Source organism: Caballeronia udeis, assembly GCF_001544555.2.
In the GTDB taxonomy this organism is placed as follows: Bacteria; Pseudomonadota; Gammaproteobacteria; order Burkholderiales; family Burkholderiaceae; genus Caballeronia; species Caballeronia udeis.
This window is the reverse complement of record NZ_FCOK02000003.1, coordinates 216335-237555: the sequence shown is the minus strand read 5'-3', so window position 1 is coordinate 237555 and position 21221 is coordinate 216335. Positions and strand designations below refer to the sequence as shown.

Below are 21221 nucleotides of genomic sequence, written 5' to 3'. Positions count from 1 at the left end.
GGTATCCGTAGCGTTGATGATTGTGTGCGGTGCGGCGAGCGCGCAGACCGTCAAGGGCAGTGACATGGCGACGCAAAACGCCGTCGCCGATTACAACGCGGGCAACTTCGGCGCGGCGCGCTCGGAGTTTTTGCACGCGGCGCAGAACGGCAGCCGTCTCGCCGAATTCAATTACGCGATGATGCTGGTGAACGGTGAAGGCGGCCCGGCCGATGTAGAGGAAGGCAAGAAATGGTTGCGCAAAGCGGCCGACGCCAACATGACGCAAGCGCAGTACGTGTACGGGAAGATGTACGACGATGGCGAGTTTGTCGGGCGTGATCCGGTTGAGGCGCATCGCTGGTTCTTGCGGGCGGCGAACCAGGGCCATGTCCTGGCGGAGCTCGCGCTGGCCAATCAGTTCCTCGATGGCCGCGGTACGCCGCGCGACAACGCGCAGGCGTTCGTCTGGTACAAGAAGGCGGCCGAAGGCGGGGACATGACCGCGCAATACGTGGCCGGATCGTTTTACGAGCGCGGCGGCGATGGCGTGAAGAAGAACATCAACGTGGCACGCGCGTATTACGCGGCGGCGGCGGCGCAGGGCGATCCTGCGGCGAAGCTGAAGTTCCAGGAACTCAGCGCGGAACTTGCGCACGAACGGCCGCAATAAAACAAAAGCCCACAATGAAATCATCATTGTGGGCTTCGCAACTGCCACGCGTACAACCGAAAAACCGCTAGCCTTTCATCAGCCGCTTTTGTCGTGACACGCTCATGATGAGCCCCACCGCAACGCCCAGTGTTGTCAGCGCGGTTCCACCATAACTCATGAACGGCAGCGGCACGCCGACCACCGGCAGGATCCCGCTCACCATCCCGATATTCACGAACGCGTAGGTAAAGAACGCCATGGTCAGCGATCCAGCCAGCAGGCGTCCGAACAGCGTCGCTCCGTTGGCCGCGATAAACAGCCCTCGCGTGATCAACGCCATATAAAGGAATAGCAGCACAAGGCCGCCCGCGAGCCCGAACTCCTCCGAAAACACCGCGAAAATGAAGTCGGTATGTTTTTCAGGGATGAATTCCAGATGCGACTGCGTACCTTTTAACCAGCCCTTTCCAAAGGTCCCGCCCGAGCCGATCGCAATGACGGCCTGGATGGTGTGAAAGCCTTTGCCGAGCGGATCGGAGGTTGGGTCGAGCAGCGTGCAGATCCGATGCTTCTGGTAATCATGCATTAGCGGCCAGTTCACTTCCGGCTGGCAAATGCGTTCCTGGAATATGCCGATACTCGCGACGACCAGCACAGCCGCAACCAGCACTGGCACGATCAGCTTGAAACTCAGGCCCGCGAAATAGATCACGAAGAGGCCCGCCGCGAACACCAGCACGGCGGTGCCGAGGTCCGGCTGCTTGGCGATTATCGCGACCGGCAGGATCAGGATCAGGAAGCCGACAATGTAATCCCACCACCGGATACCGCCCTCACGCCGCTGGAAATACCATGCGAGCATGAGCGGCATCGCTATCTTCATGATCTCCGAGGGCTGGATCACCACGCCCACGTTCAGCCAGCGTTTCGCGCCTTTGCGGGTCAGCCCGAACGTGGCGACCGCGATCAGCAGCGCCATGCCGATGGTATAAAGCGGCACGGCGAAACGCATGAGCGTGGGCGGCGGCACGTTGGCGAGGATCCACATCAGCCCGAACGTCAGCATGATGTTGCGCAACTGGTCTTCCACACGGCCGGGGACATCCAGGCTCGCGCTATACAGCGTCACAATGCCCACGCACAACAGCAGGAACACGATCAGTGCGAGCGGTTTATCGAAGCCCGCGAACATGCGCTTCGCGCGTTCGAGCCAGACGCGCTTGTCGAATTGCAGCGCTTGCATGGCGATTCTCCTTTACTCGTCGATGCCGCCAGACGGCGTCAACGTCTGGACAGCGCTTTTGCTGGTGTCGCGGGGAATTGCGACAGTGGGCGTGGGTTCTTTCGGCCGCGACGGGGGCGTTGGCGCGGCCGGTGCCCGGCGAGCCTCGGCGGTACGGCTTGTTTCCTTCGCGCTGGCTGTGCCCGGTGCTTTCGATTCCGTTGCCGGGTGCACTGTTTCCCGCGCTTCCGTAGCGATAGGCGGGACCGGCACGCGCGGCGCTTCCAGCGCGCGCAGCATGCTCGGCGCTGCAGGAACGGCCGGTGCCGCCGGCGCGCTCGACGCCGCATCGGCTCCGCTGCTTGCCGATGCAGCCGCGCCGGACGCCGCTGTGCCCGCACTCGAGGCCGCTGAATCAGACGCAGCCTGCGGCTTGAACGCCGGCGACGTGCCCGTCACCGATGCGGGCAGCGCCGCGTCTACGGGGCTTTGCGCACCCCCGATCACGGGTGCGCCCGCATCTTCCGTCGCCGATGCCGCCGCAGCCACGGCCGCTGCTTCCGCACCCGGTTTCAGCCGGTCGACGAGATAATAATCGAGCACCTTGCGCGCGATCGGACCTGCCGATTCCGCACCCCAGCCACCGTTTTCCACGATCAGCGCCACCGCGATAGTCGGATGATCCGCTGGTGCGAACGCGATAAACAACGCGTGATCTCGCAAATGTTCCGCTATCGCGTTGTGCGAATAATTCGCGCCTTGCAGCGAATAAACCTGCGCCGTGCCGGTTTTGCCGGCGGCCTGATAAGGCGCGCCGCGGAAGATCTTGGCGCCCGTACCGGTGGTCACCACACCCTCCATTGCGTGCTTGATGAAGTCGACGTCCGCCTGCTTGACCGCGATCTTGTCGCTCGGATCGCGCACGGTGACGCGTATCGCCTTGCTGATCGGATTCTCGACTTCCTTGACCAGATGCGGCTTCATGACCACGCCGTTGTTCGCGAGCGTCGCGGTGGCGTGTGCGAGTTGCAGGATCGTGAACGAGTTATAACCCTGCCCGATACCCAGGCTGATCGTCTCGCCTTCATACCAGCGCTGCTGTTCCGGCTTCCGGTACGCTTTCTTTTTCCACTCGGTGGACGGCAGGATGCCGCGCGCTTCGCCGTTGATATCAATACCCGTGATCTGGCCGAATCCCCACGGTTTCATGAAGCCGGCCATTGCGTTCACGCCAAGATCGTGCGCCAGCATGTAGAAATAGGTGTCGTTGGAGACCACGATCGCGCGGTTCATGTCGACCCAGCCCTGACCCGCGCGCACGTCGTTGCGGAAGGTGTGGCCGCCGAACGTGTACGAACCCGGGTCCTGGAAACCCCAACTGGTCGTGCGTTTGTGCAGCGTCAGCGCGGCAAGCGCCATGAACGGCTTGTAGGTCGAGCCGGGCGGATAGGTGCCGTGCAGAGGCCGGTTCAGCAGCGGGTGATCGGGCGAATTGTTGAGGGAATCCCAGGTCTGCTGGTCGATGCCGTCGACGAACGAATTCGGGTCGAAACTGGGCGCCGATACGAACGCGAGCACATCGCCCGTTGCGGGTTCGATAGCCACCAGCGCACCGCGCTTGCCCGCGAACGCCTGTTCGGCGACTTGCTGCAAGCCGATATCCAGCGACAACACCAGGTTGTTCCCCGGCGTGGCCTGCGTGCGCGACAGTGTGCGCACCGGCCGCCCGCCCGCTGTGACTTCCACTTCCTCGAAGCCGGTCAGGCCGTGCAGCTCGGTTTCGTAGCTCTGCTCCACACCGATCTTGCCGATGTAGTCCGTGCCCTTGTAGTTGTTCGCGTCCAGACGCGGATCGTAGTGATCGGTGTCGGCGTCGTTCTGGTCGCTCGCTTCGTCGATACGTTCCTGATCGCGCTGCGAAATCCGTCCGATATAGCCAATCACATGCGCCGCCGTGGGCCCGAGCGGGTATTGCCGGAACAGCCGCGCGCGTACTTCCACGCCCGGAAAGCGGTATCGCTGAGCGGTGAAACGGGCGACTTCTTCGTCGGTGAGGCGAGTGCGGATTGGCAGGCTTTCGAAATTCTTCGAGTCCTCCAGCAGCTTCTTGAAACGCCGCCTGTCGCGCTGATCGACGGGAATGACGGTCGCGATACGGTCGATTTCATCGTCGAGCGTGGTGTCGATCTTCGATGGCGTGATTTCCAGCGTGTAAGCCGAATAGTTCTTCGCCAGCACCACGCCGTTGCGGTCGGTGATGATGCCGCGGTTCGGCACGATGGGCGCGACCGAGATGCGGTTTTCATCGGCTTGCAGCGAGTATTTGCTGAAATGCCAGACCTGCAGATACAGGAACCGCACGCCGATCAGCCCGAAACAGACGAACACGAACAGGCCGGCGGCAGCCACACGCAGGCGAAACTTCGATAACTGTTGTTCGGCGTTCTGAAATTCGGTCATGCAATGTTCGCGGGGACCGCGTGTGTGGCGTATACAGCGTGCAGCGGTTGCGGCAGACGCTTAACTAAACTCAGATTGGCCGCGTGTCGTCGGGATCGGTGGCGCGGCGCTGCGGAATCAGCAACAGGAAACTCGCGACCGGCCACAAGATGGCCTCCACGAACCCGTCGATCAGATATCCCCAGCCGGGAAACGCCGCGCCGGTGAGCAGGCGGATCACGAACGGCACGATTTGCGCGCCAATCAGCAACGGCGCGACCACGAACGTTTGCACGGGCAGGGACATCCACAATACGCGCCTGTGAATGGTGATGGCGCCATACGACAACAGCGTATACGCGAGCGCGTGCTCACCGAGCAGACTGGCATTGTGAACGTCCATGAGCATGCCGAGCATGAACGCGATACCCATGCCCACGCGACGCGGCTGATGGACGTTCCAGAAGAGCAGCACGACCGCGACGAAATCCGGGATGCCGAAGGTCCTGCCCCAGGGCATCAGGTTCAACAGGAACGCGGCGGCCAGACTGAACGTAATGAAGTACGGATTGACCGGCTGCAGGATGTATTGCGGACGGTTCATGGTGCTGCTCCGGGCTCGGACTTGACGGCAGGTTCAGCTTTCCTGGCGTGCCCGGGTTTTTCAGCTTTCTTCGCGCTGGCGGGTTCGGTTTTCTTTACTGCCGCGGGCGGTTCGGGTTTTTTCGCGGCGGGCGCACTCGCCGCCGCCGCAGGAGCGGCCGCGCTGGCGCTTTTCGCCGGTGCCGCCACTTTGCCCTTCTTCCCCTTATTGTCCTTCGCGTCCTTGGCCGCGGCAGCTTCCTCGGCTTCTTCAGGATTCGGCGGCTGGTTGACCTCGTAATGCAGCACGAGCAACTGGCGTGCACCGCGGACCGGTGCGACCGGCAGGCAGACTACGCGGGCAAAGGCGGTATCCGCTTGTTTATCGACGCGAACTACCTTCGCCACCGGCAATCCCGGCGGATAAATGCCGTCCAGGCCGCTGGTCACGAGTTCGTCGCCGGTTTGCACGTCGGCGCTGATTGGCACGAAACGCAGATCGAGCGTGTCGCCCTTCGGCGTGCCGTAGATCACGCTGCGCAATCCGGTTCGCACGATCTGCACGGGCACGGCCTCGTCTTTATCGGAGAGCAGCGTGACTTCCGATTGCAGCGGGAACACACGCGTCACCTGCCCGATAACGCCGTCTTCGTTGACCACAGGCGCGCCGTTCTGGATGCCTTGCTGCGCACCTTTGCCAATGACGATTTTTTGGGTGAAAGGATCGCGGGTGTCGTACTGGACTTCGACAGGCGTGGTTTGCGTGCTGGCGCGCGAGCCTAGCTGGAGCAACGCGCGAAGATGCGCGTTTTCGGCGTTGAGCTGGGCGGCATCGCCCGCTTTTACCGACAATTGGAGGTTCTTTTCTTTCAGTTTGGTGTTTTCATTGCGCAGGGTTGCGCTGGTGACGGCCAGATCGGCCGCGCCCATGAAAATATCGCGCGGCACGAGCGCCGCTCGCTGCAGCGGATACAAACCCGCTCCCAGCACGCCGCGCACGATCTCGAGCGTGTTGAAGCGTGCGTCGGAAATCAGCAGGGCGAGGGCAAGCACCACGAAGAAGATCAATCGCGCGAGAGCGGATGGACCTTGCTTAAAAAGTGGCGGCGGACTGTATTCCATGGTCGGCGCCGAGGGCGTGATCGGTTGGTTCGATGCTGCGGGTCCGCGTGGTGGCGCGGCCCTGCCCAGCGCTGTTCCCCGCGGGCCGGACCAGGCCGGACCACGTGAACCATTGCGCAAGTCGCATACTTCGCGCACGTCGCCGTTGCTGCATTGAGCGAGTGCGTGCTGTTGGCGCCTTAGTGAAAGGCGTCAAGGCTTACTCGTAGGAGAAGATACTGCCGAGCTTGTCCATGCGTTCGAGCGCCATGCCCGAACCGCGCACGACGCACGTCAGCGGATCTTCAGCGACGAGCACCGGCAACCCGGTCTCTTCCGCCAGCAGCCGGTCGAGATCGCGCAGCAACGCGCCACCGCCCGTCAGCATCATGCCGCGCTCGGCAATGTCGGCGCCCAGTTCCGGCGGCGTCTGTTCCAGCGCGATTTTCACCGACGACACGATCTGGTTCAGCGGATCGGTCAGTGCTTCGAGAATTTCGTTGCTCGAAATGGTGAAGCTGCGCGGAATGCCTTCCGACAGGTTACGGCCCTTGACTTCCATCTCCTTGACTTCGGAGCCGGGAAAAGCCGAACCGATTTCCTTCTTGATCGCTTCAGCCGTTTGTTCGCCGATCAACATGCCGTAATTGCGACGGATGTAATTGACGATGGCTTCGTCAAACTTGTCGCCGCCCACGCGGACCGAACCCTTGTACACGATACCGCCGAGCGAAATCACGCCCACTTCGGTCGTGCCGCCGCCAATGTCGACGACCATGGAGCCCGTTGCCTCGGACACCGGCAAACCGGCGCCGATGGCCGCAGCCATGGGTTCTTCGATCAGATACACCTGCGACGCACCGGCGCCGTGGGCTGCTTCCTTGATCGCGCGGCGTTCGACTTGGGTCGAACCGCACGGCACGCAGATGATGATGCGCGGCGAAGGCGAAAACATACGCGATTCGTGCGCAGTCTTGATGAACTGCTTGATCATCTGTTCCGTGACGGTGAAGTCGGCGATAACGCCGTCCTTCATAGGCCGGATGGCTTCAATATTGCCCGGCACCTTGCCGAGCATCTGCTTCGCTTCGCGGCCGACGGCCTGAATGGTTTTCTTGCCATTCGGACCGCCTTCCTGGCGAATGGAGACCACCGAGGGCTCGTCAAGGACGATACCCTTGCCCCGCATGTAGATGAGCGTGTTGGCGGTGCCGAGATCAATCGCCAGATCGTTTGAAAAGTAGCTGCGCAAAAAACCGAACATTCAAAATCCTGTCTCGCTGGGAGCCGTGCCTCGCTTCGAGCGCCAAAGGACGGCAGCGGAAAAAATGACAGCCTGCAGCGGGGACCCATTTTCTGGCCACGCAAATTGCAAGACTGCGAAGAAATCTACCGGAGGATGCGAGCGAACCAGGCGCGCACTTCTCTGAAAAATCTGTAACTAAGAGTAGGCCGCTGGTAAGTCGATCCGGATTTGGGTCGAACGCGTAATGATACCTTATAATTTTGGGGTGTTCGAAGGAAAAGGACGGTACATTTTGCCATCGTCAAGCCTGCTTTTTAGGGCTCCTTTATCTCGAATTGCAGCTCGAATTGCAGTCGCGCTGTTTGTCAGCGCGTAAGTCGAAAAAAACCGGTGATCGAATGTCTCTGACCCTGACCGATGTAAAACGCATTGCGCACCTCGCGCGGCTCGAATTGCCCGAGCACGAGGCCGAACCCACGCTTGCGCGGCTGAACGACTTCTTCGGTCTCGTCGAGCAAATGCAGGCTGTGGATACCACGGGTATCGAGCCGCTTGCTCATCCGATCGAACAGATCGAGAAAGTCGAACTGCGTTTGCGAAACGATGTTGTTACAGAGCACGTAAACCGCGAAGAGTTCCAACGCCCCGCGCCTGCCGTGCGCGACGGGCTGTACCTCGTGCCCAAGGTGATCGAGTAAGTGTCGTGCTTTGAGACAGCGCCTCTGAGGCAACGTATTTGAGGCACTGCAATATACGCACGAAAACAAAAAGGCGCGCGGTACCCGATACCCCATACCCGATACCCGGCGCCCATCAGGAAGAACGCAATGCATCAAAAAAGCTTGACCGAACTGCGCGCGGCACTTGACGCCAAGACCCTCTCCGCCGTCGAACTTGCGCAGCTCTTTTTGCAGCGCATCGATGCAGCCAAGGATCTCAACGCGTTTATCAGCGTCGACCACGACCTCACGCTCGAGCAGGCCAAAGCGGCGGATGCGCTGATCGCCAAAGGCGCAGCGGGCGCACTGACCGGCCTGCCGATCGCGCATAAAGACGTGTTTGTCACGCGCGGCTGGACCTCCACGGCCGGCTCGAAAATGCTCGCCAATTACGCGAGCCCGTTCGATGCCACCGTTGTGGAGCGCCTCAAGAACGCAGGCGTGGTGACGCTCGGCAAGACCAATATGGACGAATTCGCGATGGGTTCGTCGAACGAGAATTCGTATTTCGGCCCGGTCAAGAACCCCTGGGATCTGAAAGCTGTTCCGGGTGGATCGTCGGGCGGCTCGGCCGCCGCGGTCGCCGCACGCTTGGCGCCGGCTGCCACCGGCACGGACACCGGTGGTTCGATTCGCCAGCCCGCGTCGTTCACCGGCATTACCGGAATCAAGCCAACGTATGGCCGCGTTTCGCGTTACGGCATGATCGCGTTCGCGTCTTCGCTCGATCAGGGCGGACCCATGGCCCGCAGCGCCTCGGACTGCGCGTTGTTGCTCAACGCCATTGCGTCGTTCGACCCGCGCGACTCGACCAGCCTGCAGCGCGAGGACGAAGATTACACGCGCTATCTCGGCCAGAACTGGTCCGGCACCGACGCGGCCAAACCGCTCGCGGGCTTGCGCATCGGCTTGCCGAAGGAATTTTTCGGCGAGGGCTTGAGCGCCGAAGTGCGTGGCGCCGTTGATGCCGCGCTGAAGCAATACGAAGCACTGGGTGCCACGCTGGTCGAGGTATCGCTGCCGAAGACCGAGCTGTCCATTCCGGTGTATTACATCATCGCGCCGGCTGAAGCATCGTCGAACCTGTCGCGTTTCGATGGCGTGCGCTACGGGCATCGCGCGGCTGAATACACCGACCTTCTCGATATGTACAAGAAGTCGCGTGCCGAAGGTTTCGGGCCGGAAGTGAAGCGCCGGATATTAGTGGGCGCGTACGTGCTGTCGCACGGTTATTACGACGCGTATTACCTTCAGGCGCAGAAAATCCGCCGCATCATCGCGCAGGATTTCCAGGAAGCATTCAATCACTGTGACGTGATCATGGGACCCGTGGCGCCGTCGGTGGCATGGAATCTCGGCGAAAAAGCCGATGACCCCGTCCAGATGTATCTCGCCGATATCTACACGCTGTCGATCAGCCTCGCCGGCTTGCCGGGCATGAGCGTGCCCTGCGGTTTTGGCGCTGCGGGCAGCGCACATGCCACACGCCCGGTCGGCTTGCAGATCATTGGCAACTATTTCAACGAAGCCCGGTTGCTCCAGGTCGCCGACGCGTTTCAGCGCGCGACAGACTGGCACGTGCAATCACCGGCAGGACAGATTGAACTGCCCCCACGCTCACTAAATTCGCTGCCCCCCGAGGGGGCGCATGCCCCCCTTGAGGCGGCTCGGCGGGAGTCATGACTATGAGTAAGCAATGGGAAGTTGTTATAGGACTGGAGACGCACGCGCAGTTATCGACCGTCTCCAAGATTTTCTCGGGTGCGCCCACGCAGTTCGGCGCTGAGCCGAACACGCAGGCGTGTCCCGTCGATCTGGCGTTGCCGGGTTCGTTGCCTGTGATGAACCGTGGCGCCGTCGAGCGCGCGATTCGCCTTGGCCTCGCCATCGGCGCGACCATTTCACCGCGCAGCATTTTCGCCCGCAAGAATTATTTCTACCCCGATCTGCCGAAGGGTTATCAGATCAGCCAGTTCGAGATTCCGGTCGTGCAGGGCGGCAGCGTCACGATCCAGGTCCCGGCCAACGAAAAAACCGGTACGGCCGCTTACGAAAAGACCGTCAACCTGACGCGCGCGCATCTGGAAGAAGACGCCGGCAAGTCGCTGCACGAAGACTTCGCGGGCATGACGGGTATCGACTTGAACCGGGCCGGCACGCCGCTGCTCGAAATTGTGACGGAACCTGAAATGCGCAGCGCCGCCGAAGCCGTGGCCTATGCGAAGAGCCTGCACACTCTTGTGCAATGGCTCGGTATCTGCGACGGCAACATGCAGGAAGGCTCGTTCCGTTGCGACGCGAACGTCTCCGTGCGCCCGGTCGGTCAGGCCGAATTCGGCACGCGCGCCGAGATCAAGAACCTGAACTCGTTCCGTTTTCTCGAAGAAGCCATTCAGTACGAAGTGCGCCGGCAGATCGAGTTGATCGAAGACGGTGGGACGGTCGTGCAGGAAACGCGTCTTTACGATCCCGACAAGCGCGAAACGCGGTCCATGCGCAGCAAGGAAGATGCGCACGATTACCGCTATTTCCCTGATCCCGACCTGATGCCTTTGGTCATCGATGAAGCGTGGATCGCGCGGGTTCGCAGCGAATTGCCCGAATTGCCGGAAGCCATGCAGACGCGTTTCGTCGAGCAGTACGGTTTGACGCCGTATGACGCGGCTGGGTTGACGTCATCGAAGGATATGTCGGCGTATTTTGAAAGCGTGGTTGGCGTCGTTGGCCCGACGCATGCGAAGCTCGCGGCCAACTGGCTGATGGGCGAAGTGTCGTCGCAACTGAACCGCGACTCGCTGGATATTGCCGGCTCGCCGGTGTCCCCCGCACAGCTTGGACTCGTGATTCAGCGCGTGGCCGACGGCACGATCTCGAACAAGATCGCCAAGGATATCTTCCAGGCGATCTGGGAAGAGAAAGCCACCGACGACACCGCCGCCGACCGGATTATCGAAGCGAAGGGGTTGAAGCAGATCTCGGATACGGGTGAGCTGGAAGCGATCATCGACGAAGTGATGGCCGCGAACCAGAAGTCCGTCGATGAGTACCGGTCGGGCAAGGAGAAGGCGTTTAACGCGCTGATCGGCCAGGCGATGAAAGCGACGAAGGGCAAGGCGAATCCGCAGCAAGTCAACGAGCTTTTGAAGAAGAAACTATCCTCTTGAGCTGACCGCTGGATTATTCGCGGGTTGCTGCCGGCTCCTGTCTGGCAGCAACCCTTTCTTTTATCAACGGGGGACGCACGCGTGGCCAAAAAACCTGAGCTTGACGATTATCGCGTGCCGTATTTTGACGGCAAGAAGATCAAGCCGTTTGACCTGGCTTCCATCGACACCGCGTCGAAGCCGTTTTCGTCCGGCGCGAAAGACGCGGATCGCGAGCGTCTGAGCGAGTTGAGCACAGCACTCGATGCCCTGCAGGAAAAGCTGCACGCACAACGCGCGCACCGTGTCCTGCTCATCCTGCAAGGCATGGATACGAGCGGCAAGGACGGCACGGTTCGCGGTGTCTTTCGCGACGTCGATCCGCTCGGTTTGCGGGTCGTGCCGTTCAAGGCGCCTTCCGAAACCGAAGCTGCACACGATTTTCTCTGGCGCGTTCATTCACAGGTTCCGGCTGCCGGCGAGTTCGCCGTTTTCAATCGCAGCCAGTATGAAGACGTGCTGGTGCCGCGCGTGCTGAAACAGATCGATCAAGAAGGGTGGGAACGCCGCTACCGGCAGATTCGCGACTTCGAAGCGATGCTTGCCGAAAACGGCACCACAATCGTGAAGTGCTTTTTGCATATATCGAAGGACGAGCAGAAGGTGCGGTTGCAGGCGCGTATCGACAATCCCGAGAAGCACTGGAAGTTTGATCCGTCGGATCTCGATGCCCGCAAACTCTGGGACGATTATCGCCTGGCTTATGACGACGCCCTTGGGGCGACTTCGACGGGCATTGCCCCGTGGTACGTGATTCCCGCTGATTCAAAGACGCACCGCAACGTGATGGTAGCGGAGTTGATGGTGCGCACACTGCAGGGTTTGAAGCTCGAATATCCGCCGGCGAAAGAGTCGCTGAAAGGGATCAAGGTCGAGTAGTTCACCAACATACAAGGATGCTTCATGTTTCGTGTCATCACCGCTAATTTGAACGGCATTCGTTCGGCCGCCAAGAAGGGATTCTTCGACTGGTTTGGCGAGCAGGATGCTGACGTGGTCTGCGTCCAGGAGATCAAGTGCTCGCAAGACGATCTCACGCCGGAATTTCTCGCGCCGCACGGCTTTCAGGGTTATTTCCAGCACGCAGTGAAAAAGGGATATTCCGGCGCGGGGCTTTATACGAAGCACGAGCCGGATGAAGTGATCATCGGGTTCGGCAGTGAGGAATTCGATCCGGAAGGGCGTTATGTGGAAGCGCGCTTCGGGGATTTATCGGTGATCTCGGTGTATGTGCCTTCGGGGTCCAGCGGTGAAGAGCGGCAGCAGGCCAAATACCGGTTCATGGACGAGTTCATGCCGCATCTGGAGAAGCTGGCCAAAAAGCGCGAAGTGATCTTGTGCGGCGACGTGAATATCGTGCACAAGGAAATCGACATCAAGAACTGGAAGAGCAATCAGAAGAACTCGGGTTGCCTGCCGGAAGAGCGCGCGTGGCTCACGCAACTCTTCGATGAAAAAGCGTATGTGGATGTCTTCAGAACGCTGGACCAGCGGCCTGAGCAATATACGTGGTGGAGCAATCGCGGCCAGGCTTACGCGAAGAACGTCGGGTGGCGGATTGATTACCAGATCGCGACGAAGGGCGTTGCGGACACGGCGGCGGCGACTTCCGTTTTCCGCGATATCAAGTTCAGCGACCACGCGCCGCTGATCATTGACTACGACTGGAAGATTTAGATTTTCTAAAGCCGCGGCTTTTTAAACCGGCCCATTCCCTCGTAGTTGGGCAACTGGTCCACCGTTTTCCCGATCGCTTTTGCGTAGAGCGGCATCATGTCGGGCAACCGCTTCATCAGATCGTGTACGCGGGCAGCGCCATACGGGTGCATCCAGATAAACCCGTTCGGCGTGCGCCGCGTACGCGCATCAATCTTCTTCCACAACGTGATGGCGGCGCGCGGATCGTAACCCGCGCGCGATGCAATCTCGCTACCGATCACGTCGGCTTCGGTTTCATCGGCGGGTGTGTATCGCATGGCTAGCAATTGCTCGCCAATCCCCAGCGGGGTGGAGCTGATATCGGCGAAACCGAATAGCGGCGGAATTGTTCCCGTACTCAATTGCGCCGCCTGCTGACGACCCAGCCGGTCACGCGCATGTTCGCGCAACGCATGCGCTATTTCATGGCCGATCATCATGCCGAGTTCGTTGTCGTTGAGACGCAACCGGTCTATCAGTCCGCTGTAAATCACAATCTTGCCGCCCGGCAGGCAATACATGCGGATCTCGTCCGAGCGCACCACGTTGACTTCCCACTTCCAGTTCTTCGAGCGGTCATTCCACTTCAGCGCAAACGGAATCTCGCGATTGGCAATTTCGCGTGCACGCTTCACGAGCGGATTGTCGTCGCCAAGAAGATGCTTCGTGCGCCGGGCCTCGCGCAGGATTTGAGCGTACTCGTCGGCAGACTGCTGTTCCAATGTTGCCGATGGAATCAGGTTGCGGAACAACGCCGCATTGCCGAACCTGATCTGGTCGCTGGCCGTGGAATAGGGCGGTTGCGCGTTGGCCGCTGCAGCCTGCGCATCGGAAGTCCCGGACGCCGCGGACGCTGCGAAGCTCAGGCCGGCATGTAGCGACACGGCGCAAGCTGCGACGCGAATCAAGGCGTGCACCTTCATTGGACAGGTCTCCAGGGCGCGATTTTCGGCAACAGTAACATGCCGGGAATAGACAGCGCAGCGCAGATCATGAAGTACTCGAACCAGCCGGTTTGCGCGACCACAAAGCCGCTCGATGCCGACGCCAGCGTGCGCGGCACCGAAGCAAGGCTCGTAAAGAGCGCGAACTGCGTGGCGGTATAACGCGGATCGGTCGTGCTCGCGATATAGGCCACGAACGCGGCCATGGTGAGGCCGGTGGCAAAGGTTTCAAACCCGTAGAGCGCGGCCAGCGCCACGGCCGATGGCCCGATTTTCGCAAGCCACGCAAAGCCGAGCGTGGAAACGATCTGCAGCGCGCCGAAGATCCAGAGCCCGCGTGCAATGCCGATCTTCACCAGCCACACGCCACCCACAATCCCGCCGGCCAGGCTCGCCCAGAACGCGACGGTCTTCGCAATCACGCCGATCTGCGTCTTGTTGAAGCCGATATCGAGGAAAAACGACGTGGAGAGCGTGGTCGCCATCGTGTCGCCGAGCTTGTACAGGAAGATGAAACCGAGGATCAGCAGCGCCGTGCGCCAGCCGTCACGGGCGATGAACTCGCGAAACGGCTGGATGATCGCATCGCGTAGATTCTTGGGCGGCGTGCCGTGTATTTCGGGTTCCTTGACCACGAGCGTCAGCACCATGCCCGGCAGCATGAACGCCGCCGTGACGAGGAAGACGGTGGACCACGGCAGGTGATCGGCGAGAATCAACCCGAGCGAGCCGGGGATAAGCGCCGCGATCTTGTACGCGTTGACGAAGACGGCGTTGCCGAGCCCCTGCTCGGTGTCCGCCAGGAGTTCGCGGCGGTACGCATCGATCGCAATATCCTGGCTCGCGCCGAAAAACGCCACGAGCGCGGTCAGCGCGGCGACGGTCCAGATCTGGTCTTTCGGCGAGATAAACCCAAGCGCGCCAATCGCGATTGCCACCAGCAACTGCGTGACGATCATCCAGCCGCGCCGTCGCCCCGGCCGCCAGCCGGGCAGGCGCGGCACGTAGCGGTCCATCAGCGGCGCCCAGATGAATTTCCAGGTGTAGGGAAACTGGATCAGCGCGAACAGGCCGATCTCCTTCAGGTTCACGCCTTCAGTGCGTAACCACGCCTGGACCAGATAGACGAGCGTGAAGAGCGGCAGCCCCGACGTGAAGCCGATAAACACGCAAATCAACATGCGTTTGTTGAGAAACGCGCGCCAGCCGGGGTGGTCTTCGTGAGCGGTAAGAGCGGGCGCCTCGTGTGGCGAGTTGGACATAGGGTCGATTCGAAGCAGTAAGCGGTGCGCGAGCGACGAACCGGCAAGCTCAGTTCAGCTTCGCTTCACGCGATAGACCGCAAGGCTACCACGCCAGTTCGCCCCCCACCGGATGGACTGTCCGCCATGCAGCACCGCACGATCGAGGATCTCGATACCCACTTCCGGCGCCAGCGCCTCGAAATCCCGAATAGTGAGAACTCGCACGTTCGGCGTGTTATGCCATTGATACGGCAGGGTTTTCGACACAGGCATGCGTCCTTGCAACACCGTCAACCGATGCCGCCAGTAACCGAAGTTCGGAAACGACACAATGCATTCGCGTCCCACGCGCACGGTTTCGCGCAGGATCGCGGCGGTTTGATGGATCGTTTGCAATGTCTGCGACAGGATCGCGAAGTCGAAACTGTCGTCTTCGAACAGGCGCAAACCGTCTTCCAGGTTCTGCTGGATGACGTTCACGCCTTTCTGAGCGCAGGCGAGCACGCCGGCATCGTTGATTTCAATGCCATAACCTGTCACATCGAGTTCTTCGCTGAGCAGCGAGAGCAGCGAACCATCGCCGCAGCCCAGATCCAGTACCGATGAGCTTGGTTCAACCCAGCGCGCGATTGCCCGAAAGTCCGAGCGCAGGGAGAGAGAGTCCAGCGTGATTTGGTTCATGCGCCCACCTCGGCGGCAATGCGTTCGTAATAGGCGCGCATCAGGTTGTGATAGCGCGCGTCGTCGAGCAGGAAGGCGTCGTGGCCGTGCGGCGCATCGATTTCGGCGTAACTCACCGTGCGTTTGTGATCGAGCAGCGCTTTCACCAGTTCGCGCGAGCGCGCGGGTGCAAAGCGCCAATCCGTGGAGAAACTGGCGATCAGGTATTTCGCCGTGGTGTGAGCGAGCGACGCGGTCAGGTCGCCGTCGAAGGCTTTGGCGGGATCGAAATAATCCAGCGCCCGGGTGATGAGCAGATACGTATTGGCGTCGAAGTATTCGGCGAATTTATCGCCCTGGTATCTCAAGTACGACTCCACTTCGAACTCGACGTCGAAGTTGAAGTTGTACGCATCCAGAGCGCCTTCCGCCCGACGCAACGCGCGGCCGAACTTGGCGGCCATGTCGTCGTCCGACAGATACGTGATGTGGCCGATCATGCGAGCCACCCGCAATCCGCGACGTGGCTTGATGCCATGCGCGTAATAGTCACCGCCGTGGAAATCGGGATCGGAGAGGATGGCGGAGCGCGCGACTTCGTTGAATGCAATGTTCTGTGCGGAGAGTTTCGGCGTCGATGCCACCACAATGCAGTGCGCCACGCGTTCCGGATACATCATGCTCCACGCCAACGCCTGCATGCCGCCCAGGCTGCCGCCCATGACCGCGGCAAAGCGTTCAATACCGTATAGATCCGCTACGCGAGCTTGCGCGTGGACCCAGTCTTCAACCGTGACGACGGGAAAACTCGCGCCGTAGGGTTTGCCGGTGGCGGCGTTCACGCTCATGGGGCCGGTCGAACCGAAACACGAGCCGAGGTTATTGACGCCGATGACAAAAAACCGGTTGGTATCGAGCGGCTTGCCCGGACCCACCATGTTGTCCCACCAGCCGACGTTCTTGGGATCGTCGGCATAGACACCCGCCACGTGATGCGAGGCGTTCAGCGCATGGCAGACGAGCACCGCGTTCGAGCGGGCGGCGTTGAGCGTGCCGTAGGTTTCGACGACGAGATCATAGTCACCGAGCAAGCTGCCATTTTGCATGCGCAGCGGTTCAGTGAAATGCAGTGTTTGGGGAGTGACGATGCCGATTGATTCCATTCATTCCGCCTAGAGAAAACAGGGCGGCTAAACGGCGTCGGCGATGCGCTGGAATACCTGAGCGGCGCGGCTGACAACCTCTTTAGCCGCATTTATAGTGAACCGGTCAGGGTTCGCGCGCCCGCAATCGAGTCAGCAAATCGGCGCGTTGAAACAAATCAAGATAGCAGTGAAGTATATCGGAAAAACTGAAAAGGGAGCGGAGGGCGCTCACGGGTACGCCTGAAGCAGCCGGCAAAAGCGATGAAGTTTGAAGTCCGTACTACTTCCGTGCGTTAGCTGAGACCGCGCAAGCCTTTCAAGGACCGGATCTTGAGATCGACGTAATGTGGGCGTCCGCTGGCGGGGGACCGAAGCGACTTCGCTCCGCTGGCATTGAGAACCGACGGAAGATATCCCGTGATCCAGACCGTGCGAATTCCCAGGCGCTTGTAGCGTTTCAGATGCCCGCGCGTGTCTTCAACAAGAACGGCGTCAGAGAGCGGCACGTGAGCGCGCCGCATCGCGCGCCGAAGCATGGCCGCATCAGGTTTTGCGCGCCAATAGCCGCTTCGGTCCTGCATATCCTCAATGGCGATCACGCGTTCAAACAGCTTGGCAATACCCAGTTCGTCGAGCACGGCGTGCGCATAAACCGAAGGCCCGTTGGTCAACACGATCTTCCGTCCCGGGAGCCCGCGGATCATTCGCGCGAGGCCGCGTTCGGCCCGGACCATGGATCCGAGATCGGCAAAGGTATGCACGACGTGCAGGAAGTCGGCGGCATCGACGCGATGATGGCGCACCAGGCCAAGCAAGGTGGCGCCGTATCGCTGGGTATAACCGGTCCGCAAGCGGTTGGCTTCGTCCACGTCCACGCCCAGCCGGTCGATGATGTACTGCGTCATCCCGCGATTGATAGCGGGGAAAATCTCATGCGACGCGTGGTGCAGCGTGTTGTCGAGATCGAACAGCCAGACGGGGTGGCCGTGCGTGCTCATCCGGCGCTTCGAGGAACGCAACAACCTGGCTCGAGTGCCGGCGAGATCCACGTTCAATGTGAACGGATCATTGTCCCGAACGGCTGTTCGGTCAGGATCTCGAGCAGCACCGAATGCTCGATTCGCCCGTCGATGATATGCACCGAGCGCACACCGCTCTTCGCCGCGTCGAGCGCAGATGAGATCTTTGGCAGCATGCCGCCGGAGATGGTGCCGTCTTCGAACAGTGCGTCGATCTCGCGTGCCGAGAGATCGGTGAGGAGATTGCCTTCCTTGTCCATCACGCCGGGGATATTCGTCATCATCACGAGCTTCTCGGCGTTCAGCACCACGGCCAGCTTGCCCGCGACCAGATCGGCATTGATGTTGTAAGACAAACCGTCTTCACCGAAGCCGATCGGCGAGATGACCGGAATGAACGCGTCGTCTTGCAGCGCCTTCACGACAGCCGGATTGATGGCTTCGACTTCGCCCACCTGACCGATATCGATGAATTCGCCCGGATTGTCGCGATCCGGCATCAGCAGCTTGCGCGCGTGGATCAGCCCACCGTCCTTGCCGGTGAGCCCGACCGCGTGGCCGCCGAAATGATTGATCAGCGTGACGATGTCCTGCTGCACTTCGCCGCCGAGCACCCATTCGACCACTTCCATGGTCTCTTCGTCGGTGACGCGCATGCCCTGGATGAACGTGCCCTGCTTGCCGATCTTCTTGAGCGCCTGGTCGATCTGCGGACCACCGCCGTGCACGATCACCGGATTGATCCCGACCAGTTTCAGCAGGATCACGTCGCGCGCGAAGCCCTGTTTCAGGCGCTCCTCGGTCATGGCATTGCCGCCGTATTTGATCACGATCGTCTTGCCGTGATACTGGCGAATATAGGGCAACGCCTCGGCCAGGATTTCGGCTTTCAGGGTCGGCGCGATCTGCGTAAGGTCGGGAAGCTCGGACATGGCGGCGATAAGGCGAGGAGCAGTTTAAACAGGCGGAATTGTACAGGACTGACGCGCTGCATCATGCGTTTCCGATAGCATTCCGGTGACGGGTGAAAGTTAGCCTTTGGTCGCACCAGTATGGGATTGGCGCGTGAAATAATAATGCGATCGAGCGTGCGTGGGCAGGTCGAAACGTGGCGCTTCGGCAACGGCCGCACTGCGCGCAAAACTGCCCATGACGGCGTGTTTCGTTTTCAAAGGCCTGGCCTCCATGATGAGTTCGACCGACTCCGATCCTCAACGCTGCGCTCTGTGCGGAGCGTTTTTCCGCTGCGCCCGGCAAACCGGCGATCCGCAGTGCTGGTGCGCGTCGCTGCCCGCTTTGCCGGTCGAGCGCCTGAAGCCGGACATGACGTGTCTCTGTCCGGATTGTTTGCGTGAAGAAACGCAACGTAGCATAAACAGGTGAACGTCGCGTTTTTTGTGGGCGTTGTACGGCAAACGGGTCCGGATGCGGAGCGGGGTGGAGTCCGCGAATGCGTGATTTTCGCGTAGGTGGGGCGGTTGATGTGAAGAAACCGGGTACAAAAAAAGCAGCGGTTCGTTGCCGAATCGCTGCTTTGTTTTTGTGTAATGACTTAAAACTCTTCGAAATGACTTACGCGGCTGCTTTCTTCGCCGCCCGCTTGCGCGGCGCCGCACCCGTGTGCGTGGCTGCGAGCGCCGCCAGATCACGCGCGAACTCAGCCATCACCGGCTCCCACTTCGAGAATTCCTTCTGCCTGTAGAGCGTTGCCGTTGGATACCACGGGCTGTCCGTGCGCTCCAGTTGCCAGACCCAGTGCGGATTGGTGTCGAGGAGAATCCAGGTCGGCTTGCCGAGCGCCGCCGCCAGATGCGCCACGCTCGTGCACACGGTAATCACGAGATCGAGTGAATCGATGAACGCAGCCGTGTCGTCGAAAGTTTCAAACTTGCCCGTGCGGTCCGAGATCTCGAAGCCACCATCCCGCGCCGTCGATACCGCGCCCGATGCATCCTTCTGCAGCGAGAAGAACGCGACATTTTCGATTCCCGCGAACGCCTTCGCATACCGTTCGATGCCCACGCTGCGGAACATGTTGCGCTGATGGCCTTCGCTGCCGCTCCACACCAGACCGACACGCAGGCGTTTGTCGGCGGCGAATTCGGCGCGCCAGTCGGCGGCAAGGTCGGCATCAGCCGAAAGATACGCGCGCTTCGCCGGAATGGTGTCCGCGTCGATGCCGAAATGCAGCGGCAGGCTTAACAGAGGGAAATGGAAGTCGAACGCGGGCATCTGCGCGTCGTGCGGCAGGCATTCAACGCCCTTCGGCGCCATGCGCGCCATCAGCGGATGTAGTGCCTTGAACGCAGCCCACACGAGCGTGCCGCCCTGCGCATGAACCTTTTTCGCGAGCATAGGGACGAAACGCGAGAACTGCAGCACATCGCCGAAACCTTGTTCACCCCACAACAACAAGGTCTTGCCGCGCAATGCTTCGCCGTTCCATCGCGGCACCGGGAAGTTGGGATGCGCGTTGTGCAGTTCGTTTGAACCGTCCCAGCGTGCTTCGAAATTGGCCCAGCCGCGGGCGTAATTGCCCTGCACCAGATCGAGAATCGAGAGGTTGAACGGAAGGCGCGGTATTCCTGGATTGATTTCGGCGGCCTTCATGGCGGCTTCCGTAGCCTCCTGCCAGCGCTGGGCTTCTTTCAAGGCGAGACTGTAGTTCGACAACGCGAGCGAATTCGACGGATTGATGGCGACCGAGCGCTGACCGGCCGCGAGCGCGCGCTCGAGCTCCCAGCGGCGCGGATACATGCGTGTCAGATTCGTCCATGCTTCGATATCGTCCGCATTGGCCGCGACAGCCTCTTCCAGCATGCTCAGGGCTTTGGCGTCACCGCTCGTCAATTCGTAGGCGACCGCCAGATTGTTGCGCAGGGTCGGGACGGCTGGATCGATTGCATGGGCACGTTTGTAGAAAGGGATTGCTTCCGCGTGACGGCCCGCGAGCTGGAGCGCGTAACCGAGATGCCAGAGGGCGAGCGCGTGCTGAGGATGACGGTCGACGAGTTGAGCCGCGAGCTGGATACCCTCGGTTATGCGGTTCTGCTTCAGCAAGCAATCAATCAGGTCGAGCCCCGTTTCCGGCCGATCGGCTTGCAACATCATGGCCGCCTGCAGCCAGACGGCGCGCTCGACCTGATTGCCTTGCGCGTTCGCGCGGCCGGCATTGTCAATGAACGCATTCAGCGCGCGCGGGATAATGGCGTCTTGAAGGGCGTCCGCTTGCGGTGCCTCGCTGCGAAGCTGATTGCGGCGGGGGAATGGGCTGTTAGTCATTTTGAGTAAGCGGCCTGGCCGCCCTGTACGAGACAACATTCGATGGTGCGGCAATCCGCTTTGCCGAACCATTAGACTATTCT

General features: G+C 60.6%; 19 protein-coding genes. 7 read left to right on the top strand and 12 right to left on the bottom strand.

The window, feature by feature from the left end; genetic code table 11:
* Positions 1–16 precede the first annotated feature (16 nt).
* Positions 17–652: a tetratricopeptide repeat protein gene (locus AWB69_RS04050; RefSeq protein ID WP_231936975.1), complete on the top strand. Its 636-nt coding sequence runs from the start codon at positions 17–19 to the stop codon at positions 650–652.
* Positions 653–719: 67 nt separating this feature from the next.
* On the opposite strand, the gene rodA is transcribed toward AWB69_RS04050, so the two are convergent.
* From rodA to AWB69_RS04025, 5 genes are all read right to left on the bottom strand, one after another.
* A complete protein-coding gene (rodA, locus tag AWB69_RS04045; RefSeq protein ID WP_062082508.1) occupies positions 720–1868 on the bottom strand; it encodes a rod shape-determining protein RodA in 1149 nt (382 codons plus the stop codon).
* A 21-nt stretch (positions 1869–1889) separates the two neighbouring features.
* Positions 1890–4316, bottom strand: a complete 2427-nt coding sequence (mrdA, locus tag AWB69_RS04040) for a penicillin-binding protein 2 (RefSeq protein ID WP_062082372.1) — start codon at positions 4314–4316, stop codon at positions 1890–1892.
* 70 nt (positions 4317–4386) lie between these two features.
* Positions 4387–4899 carry a rod shape-determining protein MreD gene (mreD, locus tag AWB69_RS04035; protein ID WP_031356971.1) on the bottom strand — a complete coding sequence of 171 codons (513 nt, stop codon included), beginning with the start codon at positions 4897–4899 and terminating at the stop codon, positions 4387–4389.
* On the bottom strand, positions 4896–5999 hold the full coding sequence (gene mreC, locus AWB69_RS04030; RefSeq protein ID WP_062082370.1) for a rod shape-determining protein MreC: 1104 nt from the start codon (positions 5997–5999) through the stop codon (positions 4896–4898). Before mreC ends, mreD begins: the two co-directional genes overlap by 4 nt.
* A gap of 199 nt (positions 6000–6198) precedes the next feature.
* Positions 6199–7242 (bottom strand): rod shape-determining protein, encoded by a 1044-nt coding sequence (locus AWB69_RS04025; RefSeq protein WP_017772379.1) that lies wholly within the window; start codon positions 7240–7242, stop codon positions 6199–6201.
* A 380-nt stretch (positions 7243–7622) separates the two neighbouring features.
* Between AWB69_RS04025 and gatC the strand changes: the two genes are divergently transcribed.
* The 5 genes from gatC to AWB69_RS04000 all read left to right on the top strand — a co-directional run bounded on the left by gatC (position 7623) and on the right by AWB69_RS04000 (position 12823).
* Complete coding sequence (gatC, locus tag AWB69_RS04020) at positions 7623–7922, top strand: Asp-tRNA(Asn)/Glu-tRNA(Gln) amidotransferase subunit GatC (RefSeq protein WP_062082506.1); 300 nt, start codon at positions 7623–7625, stop codon at positions 7920–7922.
* Between the two features lie 129 nt (positions 7923–8051).
* Positions 8052–9626, top strand: coding sequence for an Asp-tRNA(Asn)/Glu-tRNA(Gln) amidotransferase subunit GatA (gatA, locus tag AWB69_RS04015; protein WP_062082368.1), 1575 nt, complete (start codon positions 8052–8054; stop codon positions 9624–9626).
* A gap of 2 nt (positions 9627–9628) precedes the next feature.
* Positions 9629–11107, top strand: coding sequence for an Asp-tRNA(Asn)/Glu-tRNA(Gln) amidotransferase subunit GatB (gene gatB, locus AWB69_RS04010; RefSeq protein ID WP_062082365.1), 1479 nt, complete (start codon positions 9629–9631; stop codon positions 11105–11107).
* 81 nt (positions 11108–11188) lie between these two features.
* Positions 11189–12025: a polyphosphate kinase 2 family protein gene (locus AWB69_RS04005; RefSeq protein ID WP_062082363.1), complete on the top strand. Its 837-nt coding sequence runs from the start codon at positions 11189–11191 to the stop codon at positions 12023–12025.
* Positions 12026–12049: 24 nt separating this feature from the next.
* The gene (locus AWB69_RS04000; protein WP_062082361.1) at positions 12050–12823 is read left to right on the top strand and encodes an exodeoxyribonuclease III; all 774 of its coding nucleotides are present in this window, start codon (positions 12050–12052) and stop codon (positions 12821–12823) included.
* 5 nt (positions 12824–12828) lie between these two features.
* Here AWB69_RS04000 and AWB69_RS03995 read toward each other — a convergent pair whose 3' ends face one another.
* The 6 genes from AWB69_RS03995 to argB form a co-directional block, all read right to left on the bottom strand.
* Positions 12829–13767 (bottom strand): M48 family metallopeptidase, encoded by a 939-nt coding sequence (locus AWB69_RS03995; protein ID WP_082913252.1) that lies wholly within the window; start codon positions 13765–13767, stop codon positions 12829–12831.
* Positions 13764–15050, bottom strand: a complete 1287-nt coding sequence (locus tag AWB69_RS03990; protein WP_062082359.1) for an AmpG family muropeptide MFS transporter — start codon at positions 15048–15050, stop codon at positions 13764–13766. The genes AWB69_RS03995 and AWB69_RS03990 overlap by 4 nt, the downstream gene beginning before the upstream one ends.
* A gap of 54 nt (positions 15051–15104) precedes the next feature.
* The gene (metW, locus tag AWB69_RS03985; protein ID WP_062082357.1) at positions 15105–15713 is read right to left on the bottom strand and encodes a methionine biosynthesis protein MetW; all 609 of its coding nucleotides are present in this window, start codon (positions 15711–15713) and stop codon (positions 15105–15107) included.
* Positions 15710–16855 carry a homoserine O-succinyltransferase MetX gene (gene metX / locus AWB69_RS03980; protein ID WP_062082355.1) on the bottom strand — a complete coding sequence of 382 codons (1146 nt, stop codon included), beginning with the start codon at positions 16853–16855 and terminating at the stop codon, positions 15710–15712. The genes metW and metX overlap by 4 nt, the downstream gene beginning before the upstream one ends.
* Before the next feature lie 275 nt (positions 16856–17130).
* Positions 17131–17835 carry a pyrimidine 5'-nucleotidase gene (locus AWB69_RS03975; protein ID WP_062082353.1) on the bottom strand — a complete coding sequence of 235 codons (705 nt, stop codon included), beginning with the start codon at positions 17833–17835 and terminating at the stop codon, positions 17131–17133.
* Positions 17836–17888: 53 nt separating this feature from the next.
* The gene (argB, locus tag AWB69_RS03970) at positions 17889–18788 is read right to left on the bottom strand and encodes an acetylglutamate kinase (RefSeq protein ID WP_062082351.1); all 900 of its coding nucleotides are present in this window, start codon (positions 18786–18788) and stop codon (positions 17889–17891) included.
* 217 nt (positions 18789–19005) lie between these two features.
* On the opposite strand from argB, the gene AWB69_RS45510 reads away from it, so the two are divergent.
* The gene (locus AWB69_RS45510; RefSeq protein ID WP_075643858.1) at positions 19006–19239 is read left to right on the top strand and encodes a cysteine-rich CWC family protein; all 234 of its coding nucleotides are present in this window, start codon (positions 19006–19008) and stop codon (positions 19237–19239) included.
* A 189-nt stretch (positions 19240–19428) separates the two neighbouring features.
* Here AWB69_RS45510 and AWB69_RS03965 read toward each other — a convergent pair whose 3' ends face one another.
* Complete coding sequence (locus AWB69_RS03965) at positions 19429–21138, bottom strand: tetratricopeptide repeat protein (protein WP_156528729.1); 1710 nt, start codon at positions 21136–21138, stop codon at positions 19429–19431.
* Positions 21139–21221 lie beyond the last annotated feature (83 nt).

Excerpts from the sequence above, each read along its gene's own strand:
- argB (WP_062082351.1), bottom strand. The coding sequence starts at position 18,788 with ATGTCCGAGCTTCCCGACCTTACGCAGATCGCGCCGACCCTGAAAGCC.
- AWB69_RS03990 (WP_062082359.1), bottom strand. The coding sequence starts at position 15,050 with ATGTCCAACTCGCCACACGAGGCGCCCGCTCTTACCGCTCACGAAGAC.
- AWB69_RS04025 (WP_017772379.1), bottom strand. The coding sequence starts at position 7,242 with ATGTTCGGTTTTTTGCGCAGCTACTTTTCAAACGATCTGGCGATTGAT.
- gatB (WP_062082365.1), top strand. The coding sequence starts at position 9,629 with ATGAGTAAGCAATGGGAAGTTGTTATAGGACTGGAGACGCACGCGCAG.
- AWB69_RS03975 (WP_062082353.1), bottom strand. The coding sequence starts at position 17,835 with ATGAGCACGCACGGCCACCCCGTCTGGCTGTTCGATCTCGACAACACG.
- AWB69_RS45510 (WP_075643858.1), top strand. The coding sequence starts at position 19,006 with ATGACGGCGTGTTTCGTTTTCAAAGGCCTGGCCTCCATGATGAGTTCG.
- AWB69_RS03995 (WP_082913252.1), bottom strand. The coding sequence starts at position 13,767 with ATGAAGGTGCACGCCTTGATTCGCGTCGCAGCTTGCGCCGTGTCGCTA.
- mreD (WP_031356971.1), bottom strand. The coding sequence starts at position 4,899 with ATGAACCGTCCGCAATACATCCTGCAGCCGGTCAATCCGTACTTCATT.
- mreC (WP_062082370.1), bottom strand. The coding sequence starts at position 5,999 with ATGGAATACAGTCCGCCGCCACTTTTTAAGCAAGGTCCATCCGCTCTC.
- AWB69_RS03965 (WP_156528729.1), bottom strand. The coding sequence starts at position 21,138 with ATGACTAACAGCCCATTCCCCCGCCGCAATCAGCTTCGCAGCGAGGCA.
- gatC (WP_062082506.1), top strand. The coding sequence starts at position 7,623 with ATGTCTCTGACCCTGACCGATGTAAAACGCATTGCGCACCTCGCGCGG.
- mrdA (WP_062082372.1), bottom strand. The coding sequence starts at position 4,316 with ATGACCGAATTTCAGAACGCCGAACAACAGTTATCGAAGTTTCGCCTG.
- metW (WP_062082357.1), bottom strand. The coding sequence starts at position 15,713 with ATGAACCAAATCACGCTGGACTCTCTCTCCCTGCGCTCGGACTTTCGG.
- AWB69_RS04000 (WP_062082361.1), top strand. The coding sequence starts at position 12,050 with ATGTTTCGTGTCATCACCGCTAATTTGAACGGCATTCGTTCGGCCGCC.
- AWB69_RS04050 (WP_231936975.1), top strand. The coding sequence starts at position 17 with ATGATTGTGTGCGGTGCGGCGAGCGCGCAGACCGTCAAGGGCAGTGAC.
- gatA (WP_062082368.1), top strand. The coding sequence starts at position 8,052 with ATGCATCAAAAAAGCTTGACCGAACTGCGCGCGGCACTTGACGCCAAG.
- metX (WP_062082355.1), bottom strand. The coding sequence starts at position 16,855 with ATGGAATCAATCGGCATCGTCACTCCCCAAACACTGCATTTCACTGAA.